Raw genomic sequence first — 13,958 nt, 5'->3', positions numbered from 1 at the left:
GTGCTGCGCGATGGTGGCATCGAACAGACCTATCGCAAGCGCGAGTTGCCCAATTACGCGGTGTTTGATGAGCGCCGCTACTTCGATGTCGATCCGGACCGTGAGGATTGCGTATTCCAAATCAACGGCATTGATGTCGGCGTGGTGATTTGCGAAGACCTGTGGTTTGCCGAACCCATCGCCAGTACCGTCGCCAAGGGTGCGCAACTGGTGCTGGTGCCCAATGCCTCGCCGTATGAGCACGACAAGCATGCCCAACGTGATGCATTGTTGGTGCAGCGCGCACGCGAAACCGGCGCAGGCATTGCCTACTTGAATGTGATTGGCGGACAGGACGCATTGGTGTTTGATGGTGCGTCGGTGGTGTGCGATGGCGATGGCACGGTGCACCCCGCTGCGGTGGCGTTTGAAGAGCAATGGCTGGTGGTCGAGTTTGATGCCGAAGCAAAGCGTTTTGCGCCACTGCAATGGACAGTGGATGGCGATGAAAGCTGCGACGCACTGGCGTGGCGGGCGGTGGTGCGTGGTACCCGCGATTACTGCGCAAAAAATGGCTTCAAGCAGGTGTGGGTGGGGCTGTCTGGCGGAATTGATTCGTCGGTGGTACTGGCAATCGCCGCCGACGCGCTAGGGCCGGAAAACGTCACAGCGGTGCGCATGCCCTCGCGCTATACGGCCGGGCTGTCCAATGATTTGGCGCAGGAGCAATGCGCGGCGATGGGGGTCAAGCTGCTGGCGCTGCCCATCGAAACCCCATTTCAAGGCTATTTGAATGCGCTGGCCGAGGTGTTTGCCGGCAAGCCTGTCGATCTGACCGAAGAAAATCTGCAATCCCGCACGCGCGGTGCCTTGTTGATGGCGCTGTCCAACAAGTTGGGCGGCCTGCTGTTGACCACCGGCAACAAGAGCGAATATGCGGTGGGCTATGCCACCATCTATGGCGACATGTGCGGCGGCTATGCGCCGATCAAGGATCTATACAAGACCGAGGTGTTTGCCTTGGCGCGTTGGCGCAACACCGTGGGCGACCGGGTGATTCCGCAGGCCGTGATCGATCGCCCCCCCACTGCCGAGCTGCGCGAAAATCAATTGGATCAGGATTCCCTGCCGCCTTACGACGTACTCGATGCCATCTTGCTGCGGCATATCGATCAAGAACAATCCGGCGCCGAGATTATCGCCGCCGGCTTCGATGCCGCTGTGGTAGATCGGGTGCTGCGATTGGTGCGCATCAGCGAATGGAAGCGGCACCAAGCCGCACCCGGACCCAAAGTCAGCCGACGTGCGTTTGGGCGCGAGCGGCGCTACCCGATCAGCAATGGCTGGCGTGATTGAGTCAAGCTGGCATCGTAAAAGCTGATTCAAGGAAAAGGGGCCGCTGGGGCCCCTTTTCAATTCAACGCGCGTCGCCGGTAAACGGATTCAAGCGGCTGATAATGCCACGGTCATTGGGCCATTTGCCGTGCAGCCACGGGTGCTGCGGTGCATTTTGCTCCAGCACGCGCTTGGCATCGGCTGCCAGTGTGGCATTGCCCATGCGCGTATAAGCCTCGCCCAACAGGGCCACGGCGTCGTACTGATATTCGCTTTGTGGGTAGGTTTCCAGCAGATAGGTGGCGCGATCGGCAGCCGACACCCACGCACTGCGGCGCAAGTAATACAGACCGGTATTCAACTCAAAGCGTGCAAATTCATTGCGCAAGAACACCATGCGCTGGCGCGCATCGCCGGCATAGCGGCTGTTGGGGTAGCGTGTGGAAACCGTGTTGAAGTCGTTATAGGCCTGCTGCGGGGCTTCTAGGTCACGCGTGCTGGTGTCCAGCTTGAAGGTGCGCGCCATGAACACCGTATTGCGCGCCATGTTGGACAAGCCGCGCAAATAGTAAAAATAGGCGATGTTCTTGTGCGTAGGATAGGTGCGAATGAAGCGGTCGATGGTGGAGATCGCATCCTCGTGCTTGCCGGATTTGAACTGCGCGTAGGCCTGCTCCATCATCGCCTGTTCGGTGTAGGGGCCATACGGATACTGCGCGATCAAGCGGCCCCAGGTCTCACTGGCATTGCTCCAGTTGCCGTGCTCCATCTGGTTATGGGCCTTGTCGAACAAGGTGGCGACGGGGACGCCCTCGTTCTTGTCTTTGTCTTTCTTGAACAGGCCTTTGACACTCGAGCAGCCGCTAACGGCAACGACGAGCGCAAGCACAAGGGTGGGGCGAAGCAGGGCTGAACGAGAAATCATGGGCATCGAACGGGCGCCAGGGGCATGAAGGTTGGATAATAGCAGTCCACTGCTTTAATCGAATCCCAACGGCTGCTCGAAATCGCCGGAACTTTCGCCTCATGCCCAATACCGACCCGCGTACCACCCATGTCCCCGACGCTTGCGCAGGCCGCCGCCTAGATGCGGTGCTGGCCGAGCTGTTTCCTGAATATTCCCGTTCGCGCCTGTCGGCGTGGATCAAATCCGGCGATGTGACGATGGATGGTGCCACTGCCCGCCCGCGTGATGCGGTGCGTGGCGGCGAGGTCATCGTGCTGACGGCGGTCGAGGAAGTGCAGACCCACGCCGTGGCTGAGGACATCCCGCTGTCCATACTTTATGAAGATGAACACGTCTTCGTGCTGGATAAACCGGCGGGTCTGGTGGTGCATCCCGGCGCGGGCAACCCGGCGGGCACCTTGGTCAATGCCTTGCTGCATCGCGACCCGGCGCTGGACAAGTTGCCGCGTGCGGGCATCGTCCATCGTCTGGACAAAGACACCAGTGGCGTGATGGTGGTGGCGCGCACCTTGGTGGCGCATACCGCACTGGTGGCGCAGCTCTCTGCGCGGGAAGTGCATCGGCAATATTTGGCGGTGGTGGTAGGCGCATTGGTCTCCGGCGGCACGGCCCATGCCGCAATTGACCGTCACCCGCGTGACCGCCTGCGGATGGCAGTGCGCGAGGATGGCAAAGACGCGGTGACGCATTACCGCCTGCGTGAGCGCTTCCGCAGTCATACCGCGCTGGAATGCCGGCTGGAAACCGGACGCACCCACCAGATCCGCGTGCACATGGCGCATCTGAAGCACCCGATCATCGGTGATCCACTGTATGGCGGTTCGCTACGGCTACCGAAAGGCGCATCGGAAGAACTCATTGCGGCGCTGCGCGGTTTCAAGCGGCAGGCCCTGCACGCCGAAGTGTTGGAGTTTGCGCATCCGGTGACCGGCGAGGCGGTGCGTTGCGAAGCCCCATTGCCGGAGGATATGCAGCATCTGCTACGGGTATTGCGGGAGGACGCCGCGTCGCATGCCGATGCCGAGCGGGCGCGGCGATGAGTGCTTTTTTGCACGCCGATTGGCCAACGCCACTCGGCGTGCATGCTCTGACCACGTTGCGGCATGGCTTGGGGGTCTCGCAGGCACCGTTTGACCACTTCAACCTTGGGTCGCGTTGTGGCGATGCGGCGCAGGCCGTTGCCGAAAACCGCAGGCAACTGGAAGCCGCGTTGGCACTGCCATCCGCACCACGCTGGTTGCGGCAGGTGCATGGGGTGGATGTGGCGTGCGAGCCGGGGCTCGACGAGCCCGAAGCCGACGCTGCGGTGACCTGCACGCGCGGCACGGTGCTGGCCATCCTGACCGCTGACTGCCTGCCGGTGGTATTTGCTGCGCAAGATGGCAGCGAAGTCGCCGCTGCGCATGCCGGTTGGCGCGGGTTGTGCGCGGGCGTGTTGGAGGCCACGGTGGCGGCGATGCATACCCCGTCGGCACAACTGGTGGCATGGTTAGGCCCAGCCGCTGGCCCGCAGGCGTATGAAATTGGCCAAGACGTATTCGATGCATTCGTGCAGCACGATGCGCAGGCCGCAGCGGCGTTCCACGCCACCCGCACAGGGCATTGGCGGGTGGATTTGTACGCATTGGCGCGGCAGCGCTTACGCGCAGCAGGGGTCACCGCGGTGTATGGCGGCGGGCGTTGCACGATCGCTGAACCCACACAGTTTTTCTCGCACCGGCGCGACCACATCGGCGGCCGCATCGCCACCTTGGTGTGGATGATGCGCTGATTGTGCGCGGTGTACCTGACGCAGCACACCGCCCTGCGCCAAGCACTGCCACGCGTTGCCATGCGCAAAAGGTGTACTGTGTCCGCACAGGGATCATCGATGCGGCGTGGCACACGCAACGTGACGGCATTGGATGATGACAGGGGGCGTTTCACCGCATGAGTTGGGCGAGACGATGAACAGGGCTGCGATGCCAACACTGTTTCAGCAAATTCTTGGGGCCGCGTTTTTCGGCTTGGCACCTTGCGTGCGACGCTTGCACGGGTTGCGTGGACAAAGCCAATTTCGAGGTATCGCCAGTATTGAACGTGGCACGCACCCGCTGGCACGCTTATGCGCACGCATGGTCGGCTTGCCGTCGGCATGCCAGGCAGTTCCCACCACGGTGGTGTTTGTGGCCAGTCCGCAGGGTGAAACATGGCGGCGTGATTTTGGTGGCCGCCAGATGGTGTCCAGCTTGGCCTACCGCGATGGTTTGCTGTACGAGCGGCTGGGCGCGGTGCAGTTCCGCTTCTGGCTACACGTCAGCGACGGCGCGCTGTGGTGGCAGGTCGCAGGCGTGCGTGTGTTCGGTATTCTGCCGTTGCCGGTGGCACTGTTTGAAGGTGTGCATTGCCGCGAACGCGAACACGAAGGCCGTTACGAATTTATGGTGGAAGCCGGCATGCCATGGCTGGGGCGCATCGTGCGGTATGAAGGATGGTTGGAGCAGGTAAGCACCAATGCGGCCGAATGATGCAATACAGGGCATCAACGCGCCGTTTGGCTAAGCCGATACATCAACAGTGCAGCGCGCTTGGCTTGGCGCAAGCTGGCGGCCAAATCGATACTCTCACCGGCGGCATGGGCATCGCCGCCGGAGGCACCCAGGCCGACCAATCCGGCCACATCGTTGGCGACAAAAGCGATATCGCCGGCACCCCGGCTGAGTGGGTCGATTTCCCCCATTTCCGGAAAATTAAAATCTTGGTTGATGGTGTTGAGCGTGGCCAGCAAGGCGCGGTTGCCTTCGGTGGGGGCCATCGGCGGGTAGTGTTCTTCGATCACGATGTCGGCGCGGGTGCGCGGCAAGTGGCGGCTGACGATTGCGCGCATTTTTTCAACCACGCGGGCGGTTTGTGCGGGGCTGAGGGTGCGGAAATCGCCACGCGCAAGCGCAACGCCAGGCACGATATTGTCTTTGCCGCTGGCGCTAATGCGGGTCTTGTTGGCATCGAATGTGGCTTGCTCGCCGCTACCCAATAATCCGACATTGAAGGTCAGGTTGGGCTCGGGAAGTTCGCTGCGAAACGCCGCCAAAATACGCGCCAATTCAAACGCTGCGCCATCGCCCATCGCCGGCGAAAAGATACCGGCGCTATGCCCCGTTTCGCCGTGTACGGTAAGTGTCCATTCGTTGGAGGATCGACGCGCCACCGCGCCCATCTCGCGGCCGTTTTGATGTGAGATATTTTCGAAATCCAGCGCCGCATCGGCACGTTTTCCGGCAGCGATCAAGTCGGCACGGGCGATGGTCACCGGGGTGCCCACATCTTCCTCGTCGCCGGTCAAGACCACGTCGATATCGGCATTTTCAAGCGCACCGGCTGCGTGCAAGGCGCGCAGCGCGGCCAGCATCACCACCACGCCGCCTTTGTCATCACCCACGCCGGGGCCAATGGCGCGACCGCCGTCGATGCGAAAGCCGGTGAACGGGTTGTCCGACTCGAACACCGTATCCAGATGCCCAATCAACAGTAGGCGCTTGCCTTTGCCATTGCCGCGATGACTGGCGAGCAGGTGTCCGGCACGACCGACTTGCGCCATTGGCTTCCATGTCACGGTGAAACCCAGCGCCGCAAATTCTGGTTGTAGCAAGTCTGCTACCGCCTTGACACCGGGGAGGTTGAAGGTGCCGCTGTTGTGTTCGACCAATTGCTGCAAGAGTGCGATGTTGCGCAGTTGCTCGGCATCCGCCACTGCCACGATGCGCTGCTCGGTGGGGGTGGTGGCGCTGGCGGCAAACGCCAATGACAGCAGCAATGGGCATAGCAAGTACGGCAGTTTTGGCATCGCATAGTCTCCGGTAGAGGGGTGAACATACCGCAGGGTGAATTGCGCGGCGCAGTTTGACTTGAATCACAGCAAGCTGCCCGCATCTGGGGAACAGTGGTCATCGTGACCTTTCCCATTAGGATTTCCGCATGCGCATGGACAAACTTACCTCGCGCTTCCAGCAGGCCTTGAGCGACGCGCAGTCGCTGGCCGTGGGGCGTGATCACAATTTGATTGAACCCGCACACCTGTTGCTGGCCTTGCTGGATCAACAAGGTGGCGGCACCCGCCCATTGCTGGCGCAGGCTGGTGTGAATGTGGCCGACCTGCGGCTGCGCTTGGCCGAGGCGCTGGACACGTTGCCGAAAGTCTCCGGGCAGGCCGGCACGGTCAGTGTGGGCAACGATTTGTCGCGCCTGCTCAATGTGACGGACAAACTGGCGCAGCAGCGTGGCGATGCCTTTATCGCCAGCGAATTGTTCCTGCTGGCGGCGCTGGACGATAGCGGCACAACCGGCAAAGCGTTGAAAGCGGCAGGTGCAAACAGGAGCAAATTGGAAGCGGCCATCGACAAGCTGCGTGGGGGTGAAAAAGTGACCGACGAAAATGCCGAAGAAGCGCGGCAGGCGCTGGAGAAATACACCATCGACCTGACCGCGCGCGCTGAGAGCGGCAAGCTCGACCCGGTGGTCGGGCGCGATGAAGAAATCCGCCGCACCATTCAAGTCTTGCAGCGCCGCACCAAGAACAATCCGGTGCTGATCGGCGAGCCGGGCGTGGGCAAAACGGCCATTGCCGAAGGCCTGGCCCAGCGCATCATCAACAACGAAGTGCCGGAAGGCCTGCGCGGCAAGCGGTTGTTGTCGCTGGACATGGGCGCGCTGATTGCCGGCGCGAAGTTCCGGGGTGAGTTCGAGGAACGCCTGAAAGCGGTGCTCAATGACCTTGCGAAAAACGAAGGCCAGATCATCCTGTTCATCGACGAACTGCACACCATGGTCGGCGCCGGCAAGGCCGATGGCGCGATGGACGCCGGCAACATGCTCAAGCCGGCCTTGGCGCGCGGCGAACTGCATTGCATTGGTGCCACCACGCTCGACGAATACCGCAAATACATCGAGAAGGACGCCGCGCTGGAACGTCGTTTCCAGAAGGTGTTCGTGGGTGAGCCGACGGTGGAAGACACCATTGCCATCCTGCGCGGCCTGAAGGAACGCTACGCGGTGCACCACGGGGTGGAAATCACCGACCCGGCCATCGTCGCCGCCGCCACGCTTTCCAATCGCTACATCGCCGATCGGCAATTGCCGGACAAGGCGATCGACCTGATGGACGAAGCGGCCTCGCGCATCCGCATGGAGATTGACTCCAAGCCGGAAGAAATGGACCGCAAGGAACGCCGCCTGATCCAGCTCAAGATCCAGCGCGAGGCGCTGAAAAAAGAGAAGGATGCGGAATCCAAACAGCGCTTGGCCGATCTGGAAGCCGAGATCGCAACGCTGGAGCGCGAGTTCAACGATCTGGAAGAAGTCTGGAAGGCCGAAAAAGCGACTTTGCAAGGCGCGACCAAGGTCAAGGAGCAGATCGAAGCCGCCAAGCTCGAGTTGGAAGCCGCGCAGCGCCGGCAGGATTACGCGCGCATGAGCGAACTCCAGTACGGGCAAATCCCGCAGCTGGAAAAACAATTGCTGGCCGCGCAAGAGGCAGAAACCCGCGGCTTCACGCTGCTGCAAGACAAAGTGACGGCGGAAGAAATCGCGCAGGTGGTGGCGCGCTGGACCGGCATTCCGGTGTCCAAGATGCTGGAAGGCGAGCGCGAAAAACTCCTGCAGATGGAAGCGCAGTTGCACACCCGCGTGGTCGGGCAAGAAGAGGCGATCAAAGTGGTCTCCGATGCGGTGCGGCGCTCGCGCGCGGGCTTGAGCGATCCCAATCGCCCCAGCGGTTCGTTCCTGTTCCTCGGCCCCACCGGCGTGGGCAAGACCGAGCTGTGCAAGGCGCTGGCCGACTTCCTGTTCGACTCCAGCGATGCGATGGTGCGCATCGACATGAGCGAGTTCATGGAAAAGCACAGCGTCAGCCGGCTGATCGGCGCGCCGCCCGGCTATGTGGGCTATGAAGAAGGCGGCTATCTGACCGAGGCTGTGCGCCGCCGCCCGTACAGCGTGATCTTGCTGGATGAAGTGGAGAAAGCGCATCCGGACGTGTTCAACATCCTGCTGCAAGTACTCGACGACGGCCGCCTCACCGATGGCCAGGGCCGCACCGTGGATTTCCGCAACGCGGTCATCGTGATGACGTCCAACCTCGGCTCGCACCAGATTCAGGAGATGAATGGCGACGACAGCGCCGAGGCCTACATCCAGATGAAGGCCGCGGTGATGGGCGTGGTGCAGGCGCATTTCCGGCCGGAGTTCATCAATCGCCTCGACGACATCGTGGTCTTCCATCCGCTGAACAAGGTGCAGATCAAACAGATTGCCCGCATCCAGTTGCGCAGCCTCGAAAAGCGTCTGGGCGAACGCGGCATTCGCATCGAATTATCCGATGCGGCGTTTGACCTGCTCGGCAATGTCGGCTTTGATCCGGTCTACGGCGCCCGCCCGCTCAAGCGCGCGATCCAGCAACAACTGGAAAACCCGCTGGCGCAGCAAATCCTGTCCGGCCAGTTTGGCAATGGCGACGTGGTCAAGGTGGATGCTGAGGGCGGCAAGTTGGTGTTCGTCAAGTGATGCGGGTGTTTTCGCATACCTGCTCGAATACCGAAATTGTCTGCGCGTTGGGCTGCGCCCAGATGCTGGTCGGGGTGGACAGTGATTCGGACTATCCCCCCGATGTGGTGGCCACGCTGCCTAAAACCGGGCGCGATCTGGACTTGAATATCGACGCGGTGCTGGCGCTCAAGCCCGAGTTGGTACTGACGTCGCTGACGGTGCCGGGGCATGAGACGGTAGTACACGCATTGCGCGATGCGGGCCTTGCGGTGCTGGTGTGTGATCCGCAATCACTGCAAGGCGTGTATGCCGATATTCAAGCCATTGCCGATGCGCTGGGCGTACCCGAGTGCGGCGCGGCACTGGTGGCACGGATGGAGGCGTTGATGCCGGCCGTGGCCGTGGCCGGTGATCGGCCCAAGGTGTTGGTGGAGTGGTGGCCCAAGCCGGTGATCGTTCCGGCAAAGCGTTCATGGGTCACTGACATGCTCCAGCGCGCCGGTGGCTGCAACCCATGGGCCGATGAGGACGCGAAGAGTGTGCCGCTGAACCACCAGCACGTGTTGGCTGCCGCTCCCGACGTGGTGGTGATGAGCTGGTGCGGGGTGAAAGAGGAGAACTATCGCGCCGAGATTGTCATCCGGCGCGATGGCTGGGCGGCCCTGCCTGCGCTGCAGCATGGACGCATCCATGCCATTTCCGAAGCCTATCTGGGCCGCCCCGGACCGCGTCTGGTGGAGGGCTATCGCCGGTTGCGTGCCTGCATTGCAGAGTTGCAAGAACAAGAACAGGGCACGCATTCTGCGATTTGATTACTCGGCATGGGCTGCCAGTACGTCAACTGCCGACCGGGCGCGCCCGATCCCCGGGCGAGCGCTTTAAACAGCCGCCTTGCTGGGGACACGCCATGGCGGTGAGGCCATCACCATATCCGCCAGCGAGTAGGCCAATTCGCGTTCTGCCAAAACGGCCGCATCGGCACCGTGTTCGAGTAAATACCTGACCTGGGTTTCGCTGTGCGCACGCGCCAGAACGCTGATTGTTGGGTTGAGTTTTTTCAGGCGGGCAATGGTCTCACCGGCTTCCAATGCTTGCGCCATCGCGAATACCGCAAGTTTTGCGCGTTCTGGTGCAGCTTCCTGCAAGACGCGCTGGTTTGCAGCATTGCCGCGCACGGTGGGTAGGCCATTGGCGCGTGCTTGTGCCACCAAATCGGAATCATCTTCAATGATGACCAAGGGCACACCACGTTCACGCAGAAGATGGGCAAGCTGGCTACCCACGCGACCGTAACCCACCACGATGGCGTGATTGCAAATATCCACCGGCACCACCTCGGGTTCTGGTTCGGCATTGGCGGCGTTGCGTGCGTCCTCTCGTGCCTGCCAGCGATCCAGCCCCATGAACAGGATCGGGTTGAGCATGATCGAAATCAGTGCGCCGGCCAGCACCAGATCATGGCCTTCCTTCGGCAGGATTTTAAGTGACAAGCCAAGCCCGGCGATGATGAAAGCGAATTCGCCAATTTGGGCCAGACTGGTGGAAATGGTCAGCGCCGTGGAATTGGGATGCCCGAATGCGCGCACGATGAGATAGGCAGCGGCCGATTTCCCAAACACGATGATGAGCGTGGTCGCCAGCACTTGCCACGGATGCTCGACCAGAATATTGGGATTGAACAGCATGCCCACCGACACAAAAAACAGCACTGCGAACGCATCGCGCATCGGCAGTGAATCCTGTGCGGCCTGATGGCTGAACTCGGATTCGTTGAGCAGCATGCCGGCGAAGAATGCGCCCAGTGCGAAGCTCACACCGAACATCGCTGCCGAGCCAAACGCCACGCCCATCGCGATGGACAGCACTGCCAATGTGAACAATTCACGCGAGCCGGTGCCTGCAATGCGTTCGAGTATCCACGGGATTGCCTTGCGGCCGACGATCAGCATGAAGGCGACGAAGGCGGCGACCTTGCCAAAGGTGATGGCCAGCGCTTTGAGAATGCCGCCGATGCCTACCGCTTCGCTGCCACCCAGTGCGCCGGCCAGTGCCGGAATCAACACCAGTGCGATGACGCAGGCCAGATCTTCCACGATCAGCCAACCCACCGCGATTTTGCCGCGCCGTGTATCCAGCAAGCGACGCTCTTCCATCGCCCGCAGCAGCACCACGGTGCTGGCGGTGGCCAGCGAAAACCCGAACACCAACCCTTCAAGATGCGACCAGCCCATCAATTCGGCCAAACCCAGGCCCAATAGGGTGGCGACGGAGATTTGCGCCACCGCGCCGGGGATCGCGATGTTTCTCACCGACATCAGATCGCGTAGCGAGAAGTGCAGGCCGACGCCGAACATCAGCAGGATCACACCAATCTCGGCCAGCTGGGGTGCCAACTCCGCATCACCCACGAAGCCCGGCGTGAACGGCCCAACGATGATGCCCGCAACCAGGTAGCCAACCAGCGGTGACAGCCGCAGCCGATTGGCGAGTGCGCCCAGAATAAAGGCCAGCACGAAGCCATACACCAGAATCGCGATCAGGGGGGTGTGATGTGGCATGTGTACTCCGCAAGGTCGATGCCACGATCATCGCATGTGCGGGTAACACTTCGAACAAAAAACGCCCCGGATGACCGGGGCGCGAAGGTGGAAATGAATAAGGTGTTCAGCTCACCACTTGTAGCTGACCTTGCCGTAGTAATACGCACCATTGAAGCCATACGGCGAGTACAGGCTGTAAGGTATCAGGCCGAATGTGGAGTTGGCGTAGGTATTTTGTTCGGGGTATTGGTTCAACGCATTGTCAGCACCCGCTGTAATCGTCCAGTGTTGGTCAGGACGGAAGTTGACGGATAGATCAAGCGTCCATTTGGCCCCGAAGGTCTGGTCTTGCAGCGGGTTGCTGGCGTTCCGCGCGGTGAACTGGCCATAGCGAGTGGCTCCGGCATTGATCTCCCAATGTTGCAGGGCCCAGTTTGCGTTCACTGCGAACTTGTCGCGTGGTGCGCCTTCTTCGATGCGGCCACGTTCATCGCGCCCCATCCGTTCCAAATTGGCCCCCAATGCTGTCAACGCGGCAGGGTTGGGGGCAATGCGTGTGACTTTGGATTTGTTGTAGTTGTAGCTGCCGGTCAGGTTAAGGCTACTGGCCGCCAGCGGCACATTCCAAGTGCCCACCACGTCGATGCCCTGCGTACGGGTATCAATCGCATTGTTGAAATAACGCGCACTGGTGACATTGGTGATGCCGAGACTGGCCAACAGTGCCTGTGCCGCCGCATTGTTGGCGATATTCAGATTGGATGAGAGCACGATGCGGTCATCGACGTTGATCTGGTAGGCATCGATCGTCAGATACACGCGCTCCAACGGTTGCAACACCAGACCCAAGCTGTAAGACCGTGAGGTCTCCGGCTTGAGCTGCTCTGCACCAAGCGCTTGTGCGGCTGCGCCGGAGGCCGGGAAGGTTCCGGTTTCAAAGGCCACACCATTATTGATGTTGGTGGTCACCGCCTGATAGTGCTGCTGTGCCAACGAAGGCGCACGAAAGCCGGTGGCGGCGGTGCCACGCAAGGCCACCTTGTCGGTAAAGGCGTAGCGCAGTGACAACTTGCCGGAGAATTGACTGCCGAAGTCGGAATAGTCTTCGTACCGCCCGGCGATACCGCCCGAGAATTTGTCGGACACATCAGCTTCCAGGCCCGCGTACAGCGCATAGTTGTGCCGGTTGTAACTGCCGGCGTTGCGTGGTGTGAATCCGCCAAAGCCCTGTGCACCGGAACCGAAATACGAATTGGCCTCACCCGCACGCTGCGCCCAGTCTTCGGTGCGATATTCCGCACCGAAGGAGAGGGTGGCTGGATACGCCAATCCAATCCCGATGGGCTTGGAGAAGTCGGCGTTCAACACTTGCTGGGTGTATTGCAGCGAGCCGTCATAGAAGCTGAGTGGGCTGCTCACACCCAAGGCATAGTTGATGGTGTTCTGGGTGCGAAAGCCCAGCAGACTGTCGCCGAAGTTGTAGCTGAAGTCCCAGTTCAGGCCATTGTCGGCAGTGCCCTTGGCGCCCAGCACCACGCTACGGTCGTGCGCATCTTGATTGATTTCAGGTACATAGCCGTTCGGGTAAACCTGCGCCAGCAGTGCGCCTTGCCCGCTGTGGTTTTTGGAGCGATAGAACGCGAACGATGTGATGTCGCGGTTACTGGCCATGGCGGTGACATACAGACTGGCGTGATCGCCAATGGCCAGATTGGCATTCAATGCCAGTGCTGTCTGATCCACATCCGGGTCGCCCAGCTTGAATGCTGTTTCGCCCACGCCCGGGAAATTGCCGGTGTTGGGCGCTGTGCCTTGATAGGTACCGGAGCGATTGGTCATGTCTTGGTGGCCGGTTTGTGCCGCCAAATGGATGGTGCCGCCGCCGCCGCCCAGGGTCAGGCCTGCATCACCAGACAGTTGCCACTGCTGGCCATCGCCCTTGGAATACTGGCCGCCTCCCAGTGCAATACTGCCTCCAGTGCCGGCGCCCTTGAGCACGATATTGATGACGCCGCCGATGGCATCAGATCCATATTGTGCAGATGCACCATCACGCAGGACTTCCACGCGTTCGATAGCGGCGACGGGGATCGCGTTCAGATCAACTGCAGACGAGCCACGACCGATCGTGCCATTCACATTCACCAGCGCCGAAATATGGCGGCGCTTGCCATTGACGAGCACCAGCGCCTGATCCGGTGACAATCCGCGCAGTTGCGCCGGACGCACACCGCTGGTGCCGTCGGCCATGCCGGGGCGCGGGAAATTCAGTGAGGGCAGTGCGCGTGCCAAGGCGGTGGCCAGCTCGGTGGTGCCGGTGGCCTCCAGTGTTTCCGGGGTGATGATGTCGATGGGCGATTGCGATTCTGCCACTGTGCGGTCAGCCACATGGGTGCCGGTGACGATCAGCGTGTCGAGGGTACGGGCATCTTTACTGGCCGGCGCAGAGGCCTGCTGCGCCAATACCGGGCCGGCGATCAGTAATGAAGACAGCGCCAGAGCAAGGGGGGTCATGCGGGGCATGTTCAACTCCAATGGAGGGTAAGTCTTGGATCTGTTTAACACTGAATTAACACGATCGCAAACGCTTCAATGGCATAGGGCTATGCCATCGGTTG

10 protein-coding genes are annotated in these 13,958 nt (G+C 61.0%); 6 read left to right on the top strand and 4 right to left on the bottom strand.

Annotated features, from left to right (window positions below):
• A partial coding sequence (locus tag PK789_RS01330; protein ID WP_324306528.1) for an NAD+ synthase occupies nucleotides 1–1,335 on the top strand: 1,335 nt, incomplete at its 5' end.
• Between the two features lie 61 nt (nucleotides 1,336–1,396).
• Here the strand turns inward: PK789_RS01330 and PK789_RS01325 are convergent.
• The gene (locus PK789_RS01325) at nucleotides 1,397–2,239 is read right to left on the bottom strand and encodes an outer membrane protein assembly factor BamD (protein ID WP_324306527.1); all 843 of its coding nucleotides are present in this window, start codon (nucleotides 2,237–2,239) and stop codon (nucleotides 1,397–1,399) included.
• A 101-nt stretch (nucleotides 2,240–2,340) separates the two neighbouring features.
• On the opposite strand from PK789_RS01325, the gene rluD reads away from it, so the two are divergent.
• The 3 genes from rluD to PK789_RS01310 all read left to right on the top strand — a co-directional run bounded on the left by rluD (nucleotide 2,341) and on the right by PK789_RS01310 (nucleotide 4,788).
• Nucleotides 2,341–3,321 (top strand): 23S rRNA pseudouridine(1911/1915/1917) synthase RluD, encoded by a 981-nt coding sequence (gene rluD, locus PK789_RS01320; protein ID WP_324306526.1) that lies wholly within the window; start codon nucleotides 2,341–2,343, stop codon nucleotides 3,319–3,321.
• The gene (gene pgeF / locus PK789_RS01315) at nucleotides 3,318–4,052 is read left to right on the top strand and encodes a peptidoglycan editing factor PgeF (protein WP_324306525.1); all 735 of its coding nucleotides are present in this window, start codon (nucleotides 3,318–3,320) and stop codon (nucleotides 4,050–4,052) included. The genes rluD and pgeF overlap by 4 nt, the downstream gene beginning before the upstream one ends.
• 190 nt (nucleotides 4,053–4,242) lie before the next feature.
• Complete coding sequence (locus PK789_RS01310; protein ID WP_324306524.1) at nucleotides 4,243–4,788, top strand: DUF4166 domain-containing protein; 546 nt, start codon at nucleotides 4,243–4,245, stop codon at nucleotides 4,786–4,788.
• 14 nt (nucleotides 4,789–4,802) lie between these two features.
• On the opposite strand, the gene PK789_RS01305 is transcribed toward PK789_RS01310, so the two are convergent.
• Nucleotides 4,803–6,104 carry a M20/M25/M40 family metallo-hydrolase gene (locus PK789_RS01305; protein ID WP_324306523.1) on the bottom strand — a complete coding sequence of 434 codons (1,302 nt, stop codon included), beginning with the start codon at nucleotides 6,102–6,104 and terminating at the stop codon, nucleotides 4,803–4,805.
• Between the two features lie 131 nt (nucleotides 6,105–6,235).
• Between PK789_RS01305 and clpB the strand changes: the two genes are divergently transcribed.
• Nucleotides 6,236–8,818, top strand: coding sequence for an ATP-dependent chaperone ClpB (gene clpB / locus PK789_RS01300; RefSeq protein WP_324306522.1), 2,583 nt, complete (start codon nucleotides 6,236–6,238; stop codon nucleotides 8,816–8,818).
• The gene (locus tag PK789_RS01295) at nucleotides 8,818–9,612 is read left to right on the top strand and encodes an ABC transporter substrate-binding protein (RefSeq protein ID WP_324306521.1); all 795 of its coding nucleotides are present in this window, start codon (nucleotides 8,818–8,820) and stop codon (nucleotides 9,610–9,612) included. The genes clpB and PK789_RS01295 overlap by 1 nt, the downstream gene beginning before the upstream one ends.
• Before the next feature lie 66 nt (nucleotides 9,613–9,678).
• Here the strand turns inward: PK789_RS01295 and ybaL are convergent, their stop codons facing one another.
• Both ybaL and PK789_RS01285 read right to left on the bottom strand, forming a co-directional pair.
• Complete coding sequence (ybaL, locus tag PK789_RS01290; RefSeq protein WP_324306520.1) at nucleotides 9,679–11,358, bottom strand: YbaL family putative K(+) efflux transporter; 1,680 nt, start codon at nucleotides 11,356–11,358, stop codon at nucleotides 9,679–9,681.
• Between the two features lie 111 nt (nucleotides 11,359–11,469).
• Nucleotides 11,470–13,863 (bottom strand): TonB-dependent receptor plug domain-containing protein, encoded by a 2,394-nt coding sequence (locus PK789_RS01285; RefSeq protein ID WP_288968664.1) that lies wholly within the window; start codon nucleotides 13,861–13,863, stop codon nucleotides 11,470–11,472.
• Nucleotides 13,864–13,958: the final 95 nt, after the last annotated feature.

This window comes from Thermomonas sp., from assembly GCF_035369645.1.
Taxonomy (GTDB): domain Bacteria; phylum Pseudomonadota; class Gammaproteobacteria; order Xanthomonadales; family Xanthomonadaceae; genus Thermomonas.
Note: the sequence above shows the minus strand (reverse complement) of the source record. Positions and strands in the feature narration are given on the sequence as shown.